This window comes from Ruegeria sp. YTSC106 (genome assembly GCF_059609765.1).
Genome location: NZ_JBXWMI010000014.1, coordinates 79,487 through 97,977, shown reverse-complemented (window position 1 = coordinate 97,977; position 18,491 = coordinate 79,487). Strand labels below are relative to the sequence as shown.

General features: G+C 57.5%; 19 protein-coding genes. 5 read left to right on the top strand and 14 right to left on the bottom strand.

What is annotated here, in order from left to right:
* Positions 1 to 22: 22 nt before the first annotated feature.
* From AC2FEB_RS17995 to AC2FEB_RS17945, 11 genes are all read right to left on the bottom strand, one after another.
* Positions 23 to 1,000: a GlxA family transcriptional regulator gene (locus AC2FEB_RS17995; protein ID WP_496675541.1), complete on the bottom strand. Its 978-nt coding sequence runs from the start codon at positions 998 to 1,000 to the stop codon at positions 23 to 25.
* Positions 1,001 to 1,008: 8 nt separating this feature from the next.
* A complete protein-coding gene (locus AC2FEB_RS17990) occupies positions 1,009 to 1,902 on the bottom strand; it encodes a homocysteine S-methyltransferase family protein (protein WP_299900891.1) in 894 nt (297 codons plus the stop codon).
* 11 nt (positions 1,903 to 1,913) lie between these two features.
* Entirely contained in the window at positions 1,914 to 2,966 is a 1,053-nt protein-coding gene (locus AC2FEB_RS17985) for a zinc-binding dehydrogenase (RefSeq protein ID WP_496675538.1), read from the bottom strand.
* Between the two features lies 1 nt (position 2,967).
* Positions 2,968 to 3,255: a cupin domain-containing protein gene (locus AC2FEB_RS17980; RefSeq protein ID WP_496675535.1), complete on the bottom strand. Its 288-nt coding sequence runs from the start codon at positions 3,253 to 3,255 to the stop codon at positions 2,968 to 2,970.
* An 18-nt stretch (positions 3,256 to 3,273) separates the two neighbouring features.
* Positions 3,274 to 5,724, bottom strand: a complete 2,451-nt coding sequence (locus AC2FEB_RS17975; protein ID WP_496675532.1) for a GcvT family protein — start codon at positions 5,722 to 5,724, stop codon at positions 3,274 to 3,276.
* Positions 5,725 to 5,739: 15 nt separating this feature from the next.
* Complete coding sequence (locus AC2FEB_RS17970) at positions 5,740 to 6,120, bottom strand: GFA family protein (protein ID WP_496675529.1); 381 nt, start codon at positions 6,118 to 6,120, stop codon at positions 5,740 to 5,742.
* A gap of 4 nt (positions 6,121 to 6,124) precedes the next feature.
* Positions 6,125 to 6,748, bottom strand: coding sequence for a LysE family translocator (locus tag AC2FEB_RS17965; protein ID WP_299641966.1), 624 nt, complete (start codon positions 6,746 to 6,748; stop codon positions 6,125 to 6,127).
* Positions 6,748 to 7,317, bottom strand: coding sequence for a helix-turn-helix domain-containing protein (locus AC2FEB_RS17960; RefSeq protein WP_299900905.1), 570 nt, complete (start codon positions 7,315 to 7,317; stop codon positions 6,748 to 6,750). The genes AC2FEB_RS17965 and AC2FEB_RS17960 overlap by 1 nt, the downstream gene beginning before the upstream one ends.
* 333 nt (positions 7,318 to 7,650) lie before the next feature.
* Positions 7,651 to 8,400, bottom strand: a complete 750-nt coding sequence (locus tag AC2FEB_RS17955; protein ID WP_496675526.1) for a hypothetical protein — start codon at positions 8,398 to 8,400, stop codon at positions 7,651 to 7,653.
* Positions 8,401 to 8,541: 141 nt separating this feature from the next.
* The gene (locus tag AC2FEB_RS17950) at positions 8,542 to 8,997 is read right to left on the bottom strand and encodes a GAF domain-containing protein (protein WP_496675523.1); all 456 of its coding nucleotides are present in this window, start codon (positions 8,995 to 8,997) and stop codon (positions 8,542 to 8,544) included.
* Between the two features lie 72 nt (positions 8,998 to 9,069).
* Positions 9,070 to 10,242, bottom strand: coding sequence for a thiolase family protein (locus AC2FEB_RS17945; RefSeq protein WP_496675521.1), 1,173 nt, complete (start codon positions 10,240 to 10,242; stop codon positions 9,070 to 9,072).
* Positions 10,243 to 10,344: 102 nt separating this feature from the next.
* Here AC2FEB_RS17945 and AC2FEB_RS17940 point away from each other — a divergent pair, with 102 nt between their 5' ends.
* The 3 genes from AC2FEB_RS17940 (at position 10,345) to ggt (ending at position 12,949) form a co-directional block, all read left to right on the top strand.
* Positions 10,345 to 10,683 carry an STAS domain-containing protein gene (locus AC2FEB_RS17940; protein WP_496675519.1) on the top strand — a complete coding sequence of 113 codons (339 nt, stop codon included), beginning with the start codon at positions 10,345 to 10,347 and terminating at the stop codon, positions 10,681 to 10,683.
* A 21-nt stretch (positions 10,684 to 10,704) separates the two neighbouring features.
* On the top strand, positions 10,705 to 11,154 hold the full coding sequence (locus AC2FEB_RS17935) for an ATP-binding protein (RefSeq protein ID WP_117872065.1): 450 nt from the start codon (positions 10,705 to 10,707) through the stop codon (positions 11,152 to 11,154).
* Positions 11,155 to 11,371: 217 nt separating this feature from the next.
* On the top strand, positions 11,372 to 12,949 hold the full coding sequence (ggt, locus tag AC2FEB_RS17930; protein ID WP_496675517.1) for a gamma-glutamyltransferase: 1,578 nt from the start codon (positions 11,372 to 11,374) through the stop codon (positions 12,947 to 12,949).
* A gap of 35 nt (positions 12,950 to 12,984) precedes the next feature.
* On the opposite strand, the gene hspQ is transcribed toward ggt, so the two are convergent.
* Positions 12,985 to 13,311 (bottom strand): heat shock protein HspQ, encoded by a 327-nt coding sequence (gene hspQ / locus AC2FEB_RS17925; protein ID WP_117872061.1) that lies wholly within the window; start codon positions 13,309 to 13,311, stop codon positions 12,985 to 12,987.
* A gap of 79 nt (positions 13,312 to 13,390) precedes the next feature.
* Here hspQ and AC2FEB_RS17920 point away from each other — a divergent pair, with 79 nt between their 5' ends.
* Both AC2FEB_RS17920 and AC2FEB_RS17915 read left to right on the top strand, forming a co-directional pair.
* Positions 13,391 to 14,272: an AEC family transporter gene (locus tag AC2FEB_RS17920; protein WP_117872059.1), complete on the top strand. Its 882-nt coding sequence runs from the start codon at positions 13,391 to 13,393 to the stop codon at positions 14,270 to 14,272.
* Between the two features lie 62 nt (positions 14,273 to 14,334).
* Positions 14,335 to 14,913, top strand: a complete 579-nt coding sequence (locus AC2FEB_RS17915; RefSeq protein WP_117872056.1) for a transglycosylase SLT domain-containing protein — start codon at positions 14,335 to 14,337, stop codon at positions 14,911 to 14,913.
* A 17-nt stretch (positions 14,914 to 14,930) separates the two neighbouring features.
* Here the strand turns inward: AC2FEB_RS17915 and AC2FEB_RS17910 are convergent, their stop codons facing one another.
* Together AC2FEB_RS17910 and AC2FEB_RS17905 are read right to left on the bottom strand one after the other, a co-directional pair.
* On the bottom strand, positions 14,931 to 15,527 hold the full coding sequence (locus AC2FEB_RS17910; RefSeq protein WP_117872054.1) for a LolA family protein: 597 nt from the start codon (positions 15,525 to 15,527) through the stop codon (positions 14,931 to 14,933).
* A 39-nt stretch (positions 15,528 to 15,566) separates the two neighbouring features.
* Entirely contained in the window at positions 15,567 to 18,491 is a 2,925-nt protein-coding gene (locus AC2FEB_RS17905; RefSeq protein WP_496675511.1) for a DNA translocase FtsK, read from the bottom strand.

Here is an 18,491-nt window from a genome sequence, read left to right as displayed (position 1 = left end):
AACGTCACGAAATCGGCAGTTTTCACCGATGTGTCGCCGCGCGCTTTTCCCGGCGCACGACAAAGGGCGTGACCCCAAAGAAGCTTTTGTAGACGGACGAAAAACCGTTCGGAAAACCACAAGCCAATCCAATTTCGCGAACGCTCATCGTGGTGTTCAGCAATAGGTTATTTGCCTTGGCCAGTCGCATTTCCCGGTAGAAACCGTTGGGAGTGGTTCCAAAAAAGGTTTTGAACTTACGCTCAAGGGACCGGTTCGACAGGTGCAGCGACTCGACAATCTGATTGATCGGCAGGGGGTCTTCGATATTGGCCTGCATGAGCTTTATGCACTGATCCAGCTTCGAATCTCCCGTCGCGGTCAACTTGGCGCCTGAGAATGGCTGCATCGAGGCGAAATCACGGATGTTCTCATGCAACATGATGTCGGCCACGGTCATCTTTGCAGGTCCCGAGATATGACGTCCGATCACTGCCAGGGCGATATCGGTTGTGGCCTCCATCCCGGCACATGTCACCACTGCGCCCTGTTGGGTTGCGATCGACAGTTTGGCTTCGAACCGGGCTCCGCGTTCCCGCAGGAACGATGCGTTCTCCCAATGGGTTGCCAAGTCGTCTGTACCCTGTTCGTCGATATAGCGGCTGGCGGCTTCGGCCAGCAGGAACACCTTGGCGTCCCGGAAGGTATAGTCCGACACCACCCGTCCCAACGACAAATCCGGGTGATCCGGATCTGAGTTGCCGATTACGAACAGGTAGTCCGCCTTAGGCAGTGACGGCACCGCTTCTGTTTGAACCACAGCGTCACTGCTGCTGGCAATCGGGCCACCTTTGAGCGAGCGATAGGTGAAGGTGAACGGAGGGCTTGGGCATACACGGTTGGCCAGCCTCAATACCTCAACCAACGAAGCCAGCTCCAACAACACGAAGCCCGGCGCGACAAGGATGTCGAAATGCCGGATGGGCTGATTTGGTGCTGCCGAAGTTGGTTTTGCCGCCATTTTCTTGTTCAGACGATGTTATGACCGGCGGCCCGCAACCGGTTCGCCAGTTCTTCGATATGATCCGGTCCGATTTCGCAGCACCCACCAACAATCGTTGCCCCCTGATCGACCCACCGCATCACCTGGTCCGCATAAGCCTTGGGGCTGAGGTCATGGCGCTCTTGCAGGGCATCCACGGTCGGCGCGTCCCGAAGGAAGCCATCTGAAATATGCGTAAATCCATTGGCGTAGGCCCCAAAAGGCCGATTCATGCCGGACAGAACCTCCAGCGCCGCCGGGATCGCCTCGGGACGGGAACAGTTGATCAACACGGCATCGGGCGAAAACTCTTTCACCAGCGGAGCAATGTCCGCCAACGGTTCGCCGGACCTGAGAAAGCCGCCATCGTCATCATTGACCGAAAGGGACAGCCAAACCGGTTTTCCGCATCCGGCCGTGCCTCGCAGTGCGCCCTCGGCTTCCTGTATCGAAGACACGGTCTCGATCAGAAACAGATCGACCCGAGCGGCCATCATGGTCACAAGTTCGGCGAACTTTTCAGCCGCGTCTGCCGGGTCCGGGTTAAGATCGGGTCGATATGATGCCAGCAACGGCCCCAATGCACCCGCGATCCGCCCCTCGGTTTCCGTGCGGGCACGTTCGGCCTGTGTCAGGGCAGTGTCGATCAGGGTGGGCATATGATCTTCCATCCCCACCCGCACCAGACGAGAGCGATGCACGGCATAAGTATTGGTTGTCGCGACCGTCGCACCCCGGCGGAAATAATCGCGGTGCACTTCTCCGACCAAATCGGGGTGATCGATCATCACGCGCGTCGACCACAGCGGTGTCGCCCGATCGCCACTGCGTTTTACCAGTTCCTGCCCGATAGAGCCGTCCAAAAGGGTGATATCTGCCATGTCGTTACTCCTCAGGGCACCAATACCAATTTTCCCGGAAGAGTCTTTGACTGAAAGTCGGCCTGTGCAATGCCAATATCCTTCAGCGGATAGGTCCGGGAAACCAGCGGCTTGATCCGTCCGGTATTCACCAGTTCCACAAGACGGTCAAAGACTTCGGGTGCCTGATGCGTACACCCATGTATGGTTATGTCGCGCAGGTAGATGTCGCGCAGATCAGCTTCGACAATCGGGCCAGCTATTGCCCCCGAAACGGCGTAGTGCCCGCTGGGTTTCAGGGAAAGGATCAGCGATGGCCATACGGGGCCACCTACAACGTCGATCACCACATCGAACATATCTTGCGGCAGCGGGTCGTTCCGGTCAAACGTGTTCTCTGCCCCCTGAGACTTCACGATTTCTGCTTTGGCCTCACTTGTCACACCCCAAACCGAAGCCCCGCGCAGTGCGGCGAGTTGCACCGCCGCCAGACCTACGCCTCCTGAAGCGCCGGTGATCAAAACCTTTTGTCCTGCGGTAACACCTGCACGTGTCAATAGATTTTCGGCCGTGCCAAAGGCGCAAGGAATGGCTGCGATTTCCACGTCCGTAAGGGGCGAAGCGCTGACATCATAAAGATCATCCGCTTCAACAAGGCAGTATTGGGCAAAAGCCCCGTCGATCTCGGACCCAAGCGCAATGAAGCCCTGCGGGTTTCCAGGGCGTGGGCGCGGAATGTTTATCGGACATGTCACGCGCTGGCCTTGTTCGAAACCTGCCCCGACACCAACCGCCTCAACAATGCCGCACAGGTCACCACCCTGAATGCGGGGAAAGTGCAATGCACCGCCCCAACCACCGGCTTCAACGTCCTGATCAACGGCATCCGTTGCACCGGTGACATCCGATGAGTACCAACCGACCCGCGTGTTGATATCCGTGTTGTTCACTCCCGCAGCGGCGACACGGACAACAACTTGCCCTGCCCCGGGTTCAGGAACCGGGATATCATCACGCCATTCCAGAACCTCGGGTCCGCCGTGGCCGGTCAGGTAGACGCCCGACATGGTTTTAGCGGTCGTCATCTCAGACCTCATCATCCGACTGATCCGGACCGTGGATCGTGATCTCCCGCCCATATCGATACCATCCACCTTCAACCAGGAAATCAACCTCGCCTTCCAGAATACAGAACGTTTCTGCGCGGCTGTCATGACAATGAAGGCCAAGCGCGATGCTGGCCTTCAGATTGTCTTCTACAGTCGCAAACGCCACGTCTGTGTTTTGACCCAACACCCTTAAGTAGGTGTGGTCGTTCTCTCGGTCATAGTCGGGACCCTCTCCCGGTCCCGGTTTGGCGCATCGATTGCTCATGGCCGTCTCCGATAGGGGTTAAGCGCGCAACCGCTCGTTCTCGGGATCCCAAAGCGGTTGGTCCTGCTGTACCACAGCACGGCACTTCTGGCCGTAGATTTCCACCTCGAGCTCGGTTCCGGGGTTTGCAAGCTCGGCCTTGATCATGCCCAGTGCGATGGACTTGCCGACGCGGTAACCCCATGCGCCGGACGTGGTTTCGCCGACGATCTCACCGTTCTGCCAGATACAGGACATGTACGGCGCATCGCAATCACCCGCATCGACAGTCAGGGTGACGAACGACTTTTTAACGCCCTGCTGCTTTTCGTTCAGGATCGCTGCCTTTCCGGGGAAGTCCTGTGGTTTGTCCAGTTTGACAAATCGCTCCAGGCCGCCTTCCAGCAGCGAGTAGTCGGTCGACAAATCGCCTTTCCACGCGCGATAGCCTTTTTCGATGCGCAGCGAGTTCAGCGCGTACATCCCGAACGGCTTGGCACCGGCGTCGATGATCGCATCGTAGATCGCAGGCATATGCTCGTTCAAAGCGTGCACTTCCCATCCCAACTCACCGGCGAAGGAGACGCGGATAAGATGAACAGGCTGGCCTGCAACGGTAGCAGACTGATGGGTCAACCAACCCAAGGTCAGATCAGCATCTGTCATACCCGAGAGGATCTCACGCGATTTCGGACCGGTGACAATCAGGGTGTCACGTGTCGTGGTGACATCCTCGACCGACACTGTGGAAGGCATCACGTTCATCAGGATATCGCGATCGTGCCACTGCGCGGTTGCCGCCGTGATCATCATGAACTCGTCTTCGCCCAAACGAATACAGGACATCTCGGTCAGGATACGGCCGCGGTCGTCAGAGACGTAGATGAGGTTCATGCGACCGACCTTTGGCAATCCTCCGGTTGCGAGGCCGCGCAACGCCTCGGCGGCGCCGTCTCCCTTGACCATGAAGCGCGAGAAGCCAGGCAAGTCCAACACGCCACAATGGTCTCTCACGGCCTCGCATTCTTCTTTGATCCGCTGCTCCCACGGGCCGGACCGACCCCAAGTGTGGGTTGCCTCAAGCGATGTGTCATCACCCGGCTTTGCAAACCAGTTCGCCCGTTCCCATCCGTTATAGGGCCCCATCACGCCGCCCAGCGCTTTGACCTTTTCATGGACAGGTGACAGTTTCTTGTCGCGCGCAGCGGGCCATTCGTGATGGGGGAAGTGCATGGCGTATTCGTTGCCGTACACTTCCATACCCTTACGGTTGCAGTAATCCTGATCCGTGTAATCGGTATAGCGGCGCGGATCGACCGCCCACATGTCCCACTCGGTCGCACCATCAACGATCCACTCGGCCAGCACCTTGCCTGCCCCGCCGCCTTGCGCGATGCCAAAGGTAAAGGTGTGCGCCTCGAACGCATTCTTGACGCCGGGCATCGGGCCAATTAGCGGCAAGCCGTCCGGCGCGTAGGGAATCGGTCCGTTGATGACACGTCCAACACCCGAGGTTGCCATCAGCGGCACCCGCTCCATCGCGTCGGTGACGATGTCCTCGATGCGGTCCAGATCGTCATTCCATAGCTGGAACGAGAAATCCTCGGGCATTGCATCGTCTTCGGTCATCCAGTGGCCCTTACAGTTGGGCTCATAAGGACCAAGGTTAAAGCCGTTCTTTTCCTGCCGCAGGTAGTAGGAGATATCCACATCGCGCAGCAGCGGCAGCTTCTTGCCTCCGTTCGCTTTGGACCATTCCTCGACTTCAGGCACTTCGTCGGTCAGCAGGTACTGGTGGCTCATGACCATTGCGGGAACGGTACGACCGCCGAACGGCTTGAACCACTCCCCCACGCGCTGTGCGTAGTAGCCGGCCGCGTTAACGACGTAGTCACAATCGATGTCACCCTTGTCCGTGTGAACGGTCCAGGTTCCGTCGTCGTGCTGGGTGACGCCGGTCGCCGGGCAGAAGCGGATGATCTTCTGGCCCATGTCCCGGGCCCCCTTGGCCAACGCCTGTGTCAGCTGGGCCGGGTCGATGTCGCCATCTGTCGGGTCGTACAAAACGCCTTCAAGATCGTGCGTTTCCAGGAATGGATAGCGCTCTTTAGCTTCTTCCGGTGTCCACATCGCCATCGGGATGCCCTGATAGCGGCCCATTGCCATTGCGTGTTCGAACTCCTGCATCCGCTCTTTGCTGTGCGCCAAACGGATCGAGCCCGAAACATGATAGTTCATCGGGTAATCAACCTCTTCGCCCAAGCGCGAATACAGCTCGGTCGAGTACCGCTGCATATTCATGATTGCCCATGAATTCGAGAAGGTCGGAACGTTGCCCGCCGCATGCCAAGTCGAACCCGCGGTCAGTTCGTTCTTTTCCAGAAGGACACAATCGGTCCAACCCTTCTTGGCCAGATGAAACAGCGAAGACGCCCCCACCACACCGCCACCGATAATGACCACGCGGGCTTTTGTTGGAAAATCACTCATGAGTCTTGGTCCCTGTTACTGTGCCCGTTGGGGCAGATCGTCCGTGATGTCGTAATAATCGCCCTTGTCGGCCACAAAGATGTGCCGGGCGAGTTGTAATCCGGTGGGCGAATCGAAGGCCCCCATAGAAATCGAAATCGTGTCTTCGTCATTGTGCTGCCAGAAGAGGAATGAACCGCATGAACGGCAGAAACCGCGACGGGCGGTGTCCGAAGCGCGAAACCACGCAAGTGTATCGCTGGCGGTGAAGCTGAGGTTATCCTGATGCGTCCAGGTCGAAGACCAAACATGGCCGGACTGTTTGCGGCATTGACCGCAATGGCAGGCCGAGGGCGGCGACAGCTCTCCGTCGATGGTGAAAGCAACTGAACCGCAAAGGCAGGACCCGTTGTGCATATGACTACCCCCTTGCCGCTGGAGCGGTGCTGGTTCCCAACAACACGCCGTAGATTATGAAACAGGCCGCCATCACCCGGCGCACCCAGATATTGAATACCGCGCCCAGCGCCGCCTTACCCATCAAGGCGCCCAACACGGTGAAACCGGTATAGCTGAGTGTGGTGATGATCAGCGCGGTTGGCATGATCACGACCATCTGCTGCCAGATCGGAACCTCGGGCTGAACGAATTGCGAGAACGCCGCGAGATATCCGGCGACACTTTTGGGGTTGATCGTGGCCACTGCCAGCGCGTGCAAATAAACGTGCCGGGCCGGGCGCTCCGAAACCGGTGCGGGCTTTGTTGCGTTCATCCACCCCCGCACGCCCAGCCAGATCAGAAAGCCCGCGCCGACCAGCTTGGCCATGAAGAAACCGGTCGGAGAAGCGGCAATCAGGGCAGTGACGCCCAGCGCGGACAGGATCAAAAACATGCTGGCCTGTGTCAGGATGGCCAGTACACCCAGCATGGCCTTCGAAAACGGCAGGCTCATCCCGTTCGAGATGCAGTTGACTGCATTCGGCCCCGGTGTGGTGACGAATACCACCCAGAAAAGCGCGAATATGGTCCAGGCCTCAAACGACATCAATACACCGGTGGAGCAATGACCCAGATGGCCACGGCAGGTTCATCATAAGGGTTAGCCCATTGATAAGGTTCATGTTTGATCCGAAAACTGTCACCCGGAGTCACCAGGAATTCACGCGACCCGATCGTCAGGTTCAATCGGCCTGAGATCATGTAGCCCACTTCCTGCGTCGGGCGGTTGGCTGGTGTCTGCATCCGTGAATTTGGCTCGAAAGTGGAATGTACCATTTCGAAATCATCGGTCAGATCCGGCGACAGCAACTCTTCAATCAGCCCTTCTTCGCCCGATCCCATCGGGCGACGCGACCCGGCACGCACAACGTAGCCCTGTTCGTCTGCGGGGGCAGCGGAATGCGCAAACAGCATCGACATGGGCACGCCAAGGCACTCGGCAATCTGGCGCAGATCCGAGATTGAAGGCTCTGACAGGTCACGCTCAACCTGGCTCAACCAACCGACAGAGCGATCCAGCCGGGTTGCAATCTCGGTCAGGGTCAACCCTCGGGCCTTGCGCAAGGCCCGCAGGTCAGCACCTAGTGTCGCGCTTTGGGGGGCTTGGCTGTTCACAGGCCGCTCCGAATCTCGTGAAATTTTTTCCTCATTTTTCACGATGGAGCAAGTTTGTGAAATTTCCAAGTGATTTTTCACGTCCGCTTTTGTTTGGACGTTGACCACTACAGCTTGCCGACAACGGAGTTAATGGCCAGCTGGCGCGTAAGGCCCTGAAACACCAAACAGTCGCAGGGTAGCAGCAGCCGGATTTCAGCATTCTTCGTGCAGTGATATCATTTCGCAAAGACATCACACGCCGTTCCACTGTCGCGCTGCGGCGACATCGGCGATCCTTCACGCCGGGGGCACGTCCTGAATCACCCTTGATCTTGGACAGCCCGTCTGGCTTTAGAATTGAAGGCCGGCAAAAACCTTCACTTCATCCAGCACATGTTGAGGCCAACGACGGGTGAAACTGTCAGCAATCGTTTCACGCTTTTCCGGCTCAAGCCCTGCAAGCAAGCTGGGAAAGCGGCGGCGGTTTCTGGGCAGCGTCCACATTTCGATGTCATTTTCAAAACAGTAGCGGGCAAAACGCACATCGACAAACTTCTCGCTGCCCTCCATGTAATCCAGCGTTGGGAACAGCGACCCGGACAACATGACGGTTCCGGTTCCCAACTGGTGTACTCTGGTCGAGTAGGTCAGCCGTTGGTTCATGCGCAACAACGTGCGCTGCCGTATCGACTTGGGTGTGGGATTTGTGAATGTCGTGGCATGATAGCCGAAGACACGCTTTTCCAGTCCGACGCCCCGCGCCCGGCGTATGGTCTGACGGGCATAGTTGTCCGCATATTCGATATCGTCGTCGACAAGAAAAACGGTGTCTTCCGGATCAGGTTGGAAAATGAACTTGCCGACATCCTTGTAGTCCCGCTCGGGGATCACGGCCGTGACGTTATCGAACTCGCCCAGAAAATCGGGCACATCCTGATATTCGTTCAGGCAGATGAAAACCCTGTCGACCTGCGGCGCGATGCTTGCCACCGAATGGGGCAATACGCCGACGCGATCAGGGAATGTCGCCATATGGGCGCGTCTGATCCCTTTTTTGGGCGCTTCATCCGCGACCGTCGGATTGATGTCAGACTCTTGCATCCCTGAGAAACACCCCAAAACGAAACTTCGTTATGGATTTTGATAGGAGATCGCTTCGAAGCCTGCAAGACGAAGTCCGCCGGGCCGTCCAATCGCCCGGAAATCCCCTGTTTTGATGCAGGACCGCAACGACGCCAGAGGTTAGCAGGCCGCAAACACCGCGGTCAGAATGCTTTCCAGGTTTTGCGCATCCTGTTGCGTGAAAGCATCCGGCTGGTCGCTGTCAATGTCAAAAACGGCAATCACTGTGCCCGACGAGTCCCGCACCGGCAGAACAAGTTCGGACCGGGTTGAACTGGCGCAAGCGATGTGACCCGGAAACGCGTCGACATCCGGCACCAGTTGCGTTTCGCCCATTCTTGCGGCGGCACCGCAGACGCCCCGCTCGAACGGGATAACCAAACAACCATGCCCACCCTGATAGGGGCCAATTTTCAGAATGCCCGGCTCGGTGACACGATAAAACCCGGTCCAGTCAAAACGATCGTCGGAATGGTGAACCTCGCAGGCGACAGTGGCCATGAGAGCAACCTGATCCGTTTCGCCTTCGGTCAGGGCCGCGATGGTCTTGGCAAGCGTTTCGTAATCGGCAGTCATTGATTGCAACCCCTTCGGATGGCCGAGAGCACTGTCCCCGAACCTTCGGAGTATTTGGAAAATGAAGCAGGGTCAAACGCGTTCAATGGCAATGGCCGTGCCTTCACCTCCGCCAATGCAGATCGCCGCGACACCCCGCTTGAGGTTTCGTTTTTCCAGCGCATTCAACAAAGTAACGATGATGCGGGCACCAGAGGCACCGATAGGGTGACCCAGGGCACAGGCGCCGCCATTCACATTCACCTTGTCACGCGGAAGGTTCATCTCGTGCATGAAAGCCATCGGGACAACCGCGAAGGCCTCGTTCACTTCCCACAGGTCGACGTCATCCTTGCCCCAACCTATGCGCGACAAGAGCTTCTGCGCCGCCGGGACCGGAGCCGTCGTGAAAAGGCCGGGGGCCTGAGCATGACTCGCATGACCCAAAATCCGGGCCCGAACCGTTATGCCCTGCGCTTCGGCGGCTTCTGCCGACGCAAGAACCAGCGCCGCCGCGCCGTCTGAAATTGAAGACGAGTTGGCAGCTGTCACCGTACCGTCCTTGCGGAACGCAGGCTTCAGCGTCGGGATCTTCTCGGGGCGGGCAGATTTGGGCTGCTCATCTGACTCCAGCAGAATTTCACCCTTTCGCGTCCGGACCGTAACAGGCGCGATTTCCTGATCGAATGCACCACTTTCCTGCGCAGACAGCGCGTTGGACAGAGATTGCAGCGCATATTCATCCTGTGCTTCACGGGTGAACTGGTACGCCTCGGCACAATCTTCGGCGAAAGTCCCCATCAGACGGCCTTTGTCATAGGCATCTTCAAGGCCGTCAAGGAACATGTGATCAACCACCTGGCCGTGGCCAATGCGGGCACCGCCGCGCATCTTGGGAAGAAGATACGGCGCGTTGGTCATGCTTTCCATGCCACCCGCGACCATCGTATCTGCATGGCCCAAGGCAATTTGGTCAAAGGACATCATTGCGGCCTTCATCCCCGAACCACACATTTTGTTCAGCGTGGTGGCGGGAACCTCTTCGCCCAACCCAGCCGCGAATCCTGCCTGCCGGGCAGGTGCCTGGCCTTGTCCCGCAGGCAAAACGCAACCCATCAGCACTTCGTCAACTGACTGCACCCTCGCCTGCTGCAATGCCGCGCGGATTGCTTCGCCCCCGAGGTCAGCCGCAGCAACACCATCAAACATGCCCTGGAATCCGCCCATCGGTGTGCGGGCGGCCCCTGCTATAACAACGTCTCTCATCCAGGTTTTCCTCCTGCTTTCCGGCTCTTGAATACCGAATGGTAAGAATTGCCGTCTAGCGTATTTCTACGACTCATTTTCAGTTTGGAAGGCGGCGGGATCATGGGGCTGACCAGCAAGACAACCGGCGAAACTCAGATCATCACCGTTCATGCCGACCGGATCGATGCTGCAATGGCCATTCAGTTCAAAGAAGACATGCGCGCCAATACCGAGGACAGCGCTCATCGCATTGTTCTGGATCTGTCCGACGTCGAGTTCATTGACTCCAGCGGCTTGGGTGCAATCGTTGCCTCAATGAAACAGCTGAGGAAAGATCGGAGGCTTGATCTGGCCGGATTGCAGCCAGTGGTCGAAAAAGTCTTCCGCCTGACACGCATGGATACGGTTTTCAGGCTTTTTGAAACACTGGATGACGCGTTGTCAGAGACGGACGCCTGACGGCGGCAAGGGATAGATGGCGTGGAGCCGATTGAAAACAAGACCTGTCTGGAACTGACGTTCCCTGCAACCGAATCCGAAGCCAGTGCGGGCATTGCAAAGCTCAGCGTCGGTCTGGCGGAGCGGGGATTGCCGCCCCACAAAGCCGGTGATGTGAAGATTGCGTTGGCTGAGGCCATCAACAACGTCGTGGAGCACGCGTATAATGGCGTTGCCCCTGCCAAGGTTCAGGTTACCTGTCGACTGGACAGGGATCTTCTGGACATCTTGATCTCGGATACGGGTCGGCCGCTGCCTGGATACCGACCTCCAGATGGCACCCCTGCTCCACTTGGATCCGACCTCCAGGAGCTTCCCGAAGGCGGGTTCGGCTGGTTCCTGATACATCGTCTCACCAGCGATATCCGGTACGAGCGGCGCAGTGGATGCAATCGGCTTTCCCTGCGATTTGACTTTGAACCCAATGGATGACCGACCACAATTGGTCACAATAAGGTCATTTTCGAAACATTGTCGCGCCGCAAACAACCGCCATACAGTGACTCGTAGCTCAGATAGCTTCCCTCGGCGCCGCATATCACAGCCCCCACCCAGTGAATGGCGCCGAGGAAATTCTCTCCTGAAATCGCTGGACAATCGCTGATGAGTGAATAGCTTTCCCTTGTTCCAAAGAGAGAGAGAATTCGCCATGCGTGATCTGCACAGTCCCGGCCGATCCGAAGTTTTTGCCACGCAAGGCATGTGCGCGACATCGCATCCGCTGGCGGCCAAGGTGGCCATAGATATCCTGGGCCAAGGCGGCAACGCGATGGATGCCGCGATCGCCGGGGCTGTTCTTCTTGGAATTTGCGAACCACAGATGACCGGATTGGGTGGTGATTGTTTCGTTCTGTTCAATCGCGCAGGCGAAAACAAGATACGCGCACTTAATGGATCGGGCCGCGCACCGGCTGCCGCGCAATCACAGATGTTGCGAGACCGAGGCCTGCCATCCATACCTTTGGACGGTCCGGATGCCGTGACCATTCCCGGAGCCGTGGATGCCTTCTGCCGCCTGGCGGAAAGCGAAGGGCGTTTGGGGCTGGAGGCGATCCTGCGCCCTGCGATTCACTATGCCGAACAGGGCGTTCCGGTTGCACCCAGGGTCGCTTTCGACTGGCAATCCGGGGCGGCAACCCTGCAAGGAGCTGCGCGCGATCATTATTTGATCAATGGGCAGATCCCGACAACCGGGCAGGTCTTTCGCGCGCCTGGACAAGCTGAAGTTCTGCGTCAGATCGTCAGTCATGGACGTGATGCGTTCTACTCTGGCGATATCGCCAACGACATGATCGCAGCACTTTCAGCTATGGGCGGCGTCCACACCACCGACGATTTTCAAAACACGAAATGCACGGAAACAGAGCCGATGCGCGGAAGCTATAACGGCGTTGATCTGGTGGAACATCCACCGAATGGTCAAGGTGCAACCGCAATTTTGCTTCTGAACATCCTGAAACACTTCGATCTGGCCAGTATGGACCCGGTCGGCGCAGATAGGGTTCATATCGAAGCAGAAGCGACCAAACTGGCATATGACGCGCGCAACCGGTTCATCGCAGACCCGGACCATATGGTCAGAACAGAGCGCTTCCTTGACCCTGACGTAGCCGCCAGACTTGCGGCTCTCATCGATCCCAACAATGCAATGCCCGCAGCGGCGCCTTTGACTGAAGCCATCCACAGGGACACCGTGTACATCACTGTCGTCGACCGCGATCAGATGGCTGTTTCACTGATCTATTCTATTTTCCACAGCTTTGGATCCGGTATCGCATCAGAAAAGTACGGTATATTGCTGCAAAACCGCGGGGCCGGATTCACATTGCAACCCGGCCACCCCAACGAGCTGGGAGGCGGTAAGCGCCCGATGCACACGATCATTCCGGGAATGCTGACCGAGAACGGTCGTGTTGCGATGCCTTTTGGCGTCATGGGCGGGGCCTATCAGCCAACCGGACACGCGCGCTTCGTTTCAAACCTCACTGACTTCGGGTTGGGGTTGCAGGAAAGCATCGATGCGCCGCGCGCCTTTTTCGACGGATCGGTTCTGAAACTGGAACGCGGGTATCCCGAGGAGGTCGCGAAACAATTGTCCGATATCGGCCACAATATTGAAGTACCGGAAACGCCACTTGGCGGAGCGCAAGCGATCCGAATCCGAAACGACGGTATTTTGGAAGGTGCAAGCGACCCACGCAAGGATGGCTGTGCCCTTGGATATTGATCAGTGGCGGCCCTGTGGCCACCCGTTCGGTTCACCTAGTTCAGGTGAAAATGCAAAGGATATGAACCGTCTTCGAATGGACCGAACATATTGGGGATATCCGGGTGCTCTACCGGTTCGCCGGAATAGTCGGCAACCAGATTTTGTTCTGAAACATAAGCAACATAGAAGGATTGATCGTTCTCGGCCAGCAGGTGATAGAACGGCTGCTCTTTCCTTGGGCGGCTGTCTTCCGGAATGGCCTGATACCATTCTTCGGTATTCGAAAACTCGGGATCCACGTCAAAAATCACCCCTCGAAAAGGATGTTTCTTATGACGAACCACCTGGCCCAAGCCGTATTTTGCACGTGTCTTTAGCATTGTTTCAGCCCCCAACGTTTTTTTACCCGTTTCCGGGCCGAAAAGCCAACCATTGATGTGAAAATCAGGGAAACAGTCTGTGAACCTTATACTGACAGTGTTCGAAATCGTGTCGCCGGTTTTTCTCTTGGCGGCTGTTGGTTTTACCTGGGTCAAGCTGGGGTTTGAATACCGCCTGCAATTCGTCACCCGCTTTGCAACGATGCTGGCAATGCCCAGCCTGATTTTTGTTGCCCTCATGCAAACTGAAATCCCGGGCAATGATCTGTCGCGCTTCACAATGGCGACCCTGGTTGCAAATCTGCTGCTGGCAGTGTTGTTCTGGCTGATCGTTCGAGGATTGAAACTGGACCCGCGAACGTATCTGTCACCTTTGATTTTCGGCAATACCGGCAATCTCGGCCTGCCGCTATGTATCTTTGCCTTTGGCCAGGTCGGCCTGGGGTACGCAGTCATCTTTCTGTCAGTCACCGCATTGTTTTCTTTCACCTATGGGATTTATCTGGTCGCCGGGAAAGGTGCGTGGGGACAGGTCGCGCGCCAACCAATGGCCTGGGCGACGATCCTTGGCGCCGTATTTCTGTCGCAGGGGTGGCAGACGCCGACATTTCTGACCAACACGCTTGAGCTTCTTGGGCAAATGGCCGTCCCCCTGATGCTGGTCACGTTGGGTGTGGCAATCGCCCGCCTGACCTCGCGAAGTCTGGGGCAGGCGCTGTGGCTGTCGGCGCTGAAGCTGGCGGTGTGCTTTGCGCTGGGATGGGGGATCGGAGGATGGTTTGATCTGGATACAATCGCATTTGGCGTTCTGGTTCTTCAGATTTGTACACCGGTTGCCGTGACCTCTTACCTGTTGGCCGAACGGTTTGGTGCCGATTCCGATGCCGTCGCCGGCATGGTCATGGTGTCCACTGTGCTGTCCGTAGCGGCGTTACCGGCTATTCTGGCAATCATTTTATAGCGATTGTGATTTCCTCAGCGCTCAATCTGCGCTAGAATACCCAAAAAAAAGGCACGAGGCACATGAGCAGAATTCTTTTCGTACTCCTAGGGGTGCTGCTTCTGGCATCCTGTGGGGGCGGCTCCAAACAGCCGCCCAGCAGATTGAACGACGCGTGCAGTATTGCGCGTGAAAAACCCGACTTTATCAAGGCCTTCAAGAATACCGAGCGCAAATGGGGCGTTCCGGTTCACGTTCAGATGGCGACCATCTATCAGGAAAGCCGGTACAAGCATGACGCGCGCACGCCGCACAGATATGTTCTGGGCGTGATCCCGATGGGCCGTCAAAGCAGCGCTTATGGCTATGGTCAGGCGCTTGATGGTACGTGGGAGCAATACCAGCGCGAAACCGGAAAACGCCGGGCTAAGCGGGATCGCATCCGCGACGCCTCGGACTTTATCGGCTGGTACATGAACAAAAGCTACGAGCGTAACGGCATCCATCCCAGCGACACGCGCAATCAATACCTGGCCTATCATGAAGGCCATACAGGCTACGCGCGTGGCAGCTACAACAACAAATCCTGGTTATTGAACGTTGCCAATGACGTGGACGCACGCGCGCAGCTATATCAGGCACAGTTGGCGAACTGCCGATAATGATACATACAAGCGGGTCAGCGATTGCCTGACCCGCTTCTCTTTTTGTCCGAGAACAGCTTCTGATCAAGGCGACCGCCTTCATTCAGGGCGCCCAGCAATACCGTTGTCTGGCTGCCGGCATTGTCGTGGATCACCCATTTACGCAGCTCGACCGGATTGTCCGTGAACATCAGTTCGATCCGGCCCGCTTCGGGGTTTTTAGGGTCCTGCGCGGTGACAACCGTGGCCGTCCCATCAAAGCTGTGACCCATGACCATATTCGCCTGGCTCAGGTTCACGTTGCGCGCCAGCACGATGGACAGGGGCGTGCGTTTAAGCGGGTATTGCTCGGGCGGCTGGTTCGATTTCGGATCAAAGATCTGAACACTCCCCGAACGCGCCAGAACCACTGCACTGTTGGGGGGGTCATATTCAAACCGCATCTTTCCAGGTCGCTGCATCCACAGCTTTCCGGTGCTCAGTGAGCCATCATCATTCACCTGCGTGAATGTCGTCTGAACCGTCTTCAACCCGTTCAGGTAATTGGAAATCTGCGAAAGCGGCAGTTTGTCCGCAGCCCATGCGGCGGGTGCGGCCAGTGTCAAAGCAAGGGCAAAAGCAATCTGTTTCATGCCGTACAGATAGGCCTTCTGCCCTTGTTATTAAATATCTTACTGTTCGGGGACGAGGATTTCGCGTTTCCCGACATGATTTGCTGACGAAACAACGCCTTCGTCTTCCATTTGCTCAACAAGCCGCGCAGCTTTGTTGTAGCCGATGGCAAGTTTTCGCTGAATGTACGAGGTCGAGCATTTGCGATCCTTGATCACGATCGCCACCGCCTGATCGTAGAGCGCATCCTCTCCGTTCGTATTGCCACCTGTGTTCAGCCCCAGAACGGCATCGATATTGTCAGCCTTATCTTCGGCCGGGCCATCCAGCACCGTGCTGACGTAATCCGGCGGACCGAACTGCTTCAGGTGGTTGACGATTTCCTCGACCTCTTCGTCCGACACAAACGGACCGTGGCAGCGGGTGATTTTGGCGCCTCCGGCCATGTAAAGCATGTCACCCTGTCCCAGCAGCTGTTCGGCCCCCATTTCACCCAGAATGGTGCGGCTGTCGACTTTCGACGTCACCTGGAACGAAATCCGCGTTGGGAAGTTTGCCTTGATCGTACCGGTGATCACGTCGACCGATGGACGCTGTGTGGCCATGATCAGGTGAATGCCCGAGGCCCGCGCCATTTGCGCCAGACGCTGGATACAGGCTTCGATCTCTTTACCTGCAACCATCATCAGATCTGCCATCTCATCGACGATGACGACGATATAGGGCATCGCCTCGGGCGCGAACTCTTCGGTTTCGAACGTCGGTTCGCCGGTTTCATCGTCAAACCCGGTCTGCACCGTGCGGCTGAACATTTCACCCTTGGCCAAAGCGTCCTTCACACGGCCATTGTAGCCCGCGATGTTGCGAACGCCCATTTTGGACATCTTGCGATAGCGATCCTCCATTTCGCCCACGACCCATTTCAGGGCAACGACCGCCTTTTTCGGATCGGTCACAACGGGTGAGAGCAGATGCGGGATGCCATCATACACAGACAGTTCCAGCATCTTGGGATCGATCATGATCAGACGGCATTCATCCGGCGTCAACTTGTACAGCAGCGACAGGATCATCGTGTTGATTGCCACCGATTTACCTGACCCGGTGGTGCCCGCTATCAGCAAGTGCGGCATCTTCGCCAGGTTCGCTACAACGGATTCGCCGCCGATATCCTTGCCCAACGCCAGGGGCAGCGCCTGGTTGCCATCGCCAAAGTCACGGCTGGCGAGGATTTCGCGCAGAACCACCATTTCGCGATTCTCGTTCGGCAGTTCGATACCGATCACCGAACGCCCCGGCAAGGTCGAAACCCGCGCCGACAGCGCCGACATTGAGCGTGCGATGTCGTCGGCCAGGCCGATCACACGGCTTGCCTTCAGACCCGGAGCAGGCTCCAGCTCGTACATGGTGACAACCGGGCCGGGGCGAACGCTGACGATCTCGCCCTTGACGCCGTAATCATCCAGAACATTTTCCAGCATCCGCGCATTTTCTTCCAAGGCTTCATCGCTCAGATGGTGGCGCTGAATGCTGGACGGGTTCGACAAGAGGCCCAGAGGTGGCAGTTCGAAGTCGGAGTGCCGCTCTTCAAAGGATAATGCAGGCTGCGCTTCGGCCTGTGCACGGCGTGACGGTTGCGGTGTGCGGCGTACCGGTTGCGCAACCACAGGCTTGCGCGGTTCGGCCACCGGGATTTTCATCGCCGGGCGTGGTTGCAGAACAGCCTCTTCTACATCCTCGAAGACCGGGTCATCGTCCGCGTCCGGTTCGGGCGCATAGTGGTTCTGCACTGGCTCGGGCGCGTATTCGACCGGCTCGGACTCCTGCCATTCTGATATGTCATCCGCTGTTACGGGTGGTTCGGGCGGCAGACCCGTGGCTGTCACCGGCGGTTCCATCGGCAGGCCATCCGGCTGGCTTGTGTTCAGGATCAACGGGCCGGGGCGGCGGCCACGTCCTTTGGTCAGTGGAAGGTTCGGATCGGGTTCGGGCGTCACCTCACCGGTGGCCACTTTGCGATTGCGCACAGCTGCCGAGATTTTCGACCGGATGCGATCTTCACCTGGCATCTCGTCAAAACCCATGATGGGCTCCGGATCGACCAGCTCAGGTTCGGGCATAGGGTCAGGGCGGCGGATAAGCGACGGCATTCGCGACAGCAGGCCGCCTTTTACCGCAGGTTCCGGGCTTTCCAGCTCGGGCTCTTCAAAGGTTGGATCGGCATAAGCCAGATCGTCTTCAAACAGGGCCTCGGCCGCCGCGCCACGCGCAAGTTTGCGCTCTTCCCACTGTGCCCGGCGATCTCGCGCAGCCTGCGCAGCCGAGGCCGCACCACGCCCCATCAGGGTCATCAGCATGTCGTATGCCATAACGAGACCCAGCAAGAAGGCTCGGAATCCCTTTTTCACATCAGTTTTGGTGAAGCCCAAAACAAATATGCCCAGCGCGATCATCCCGACCGCCATGGCCAGAGACATCAGCTTCACCAGAAAATGTGACGAAATCGGCAGCAAGGTCAGCAACGCGCCCATGACGGTATCGCCAAACAATCCGCCCAGACCATAACTGTGAGTGGCACGCCAATCGGCATCCGGGACCAGCGTCGCGGCATACACCGACACAACAGCGATCCAAATCGGCGCAAAGATCAGACGCGCGATGGCACGGTCTTCCCCAAAATGGCCGGCAAACCGAAGACCCCATCCGATCAGAATCAACGCGATGCCCCAGCTTCCCCAGCCGACGATCATAAACAAGGGTGCAGCGATCGAGGCACCAATCCGCCCCATCCAGTTTTGCACCGGCGCGTCGGTCGACACCATCCAGTTGGGATCATCGGGTGTGTAGGACCAGATCATCGCGGCCGCTGCCAAACCCAACAGGATCAGGGCGATGCCAATCAACTCCTTGCTACGTCGCTCCAAGGCTGCCTGCGTTGTGCTGTCCAGCAATGGATCGCGGTTGCGCGCGTTATATGATGCCAT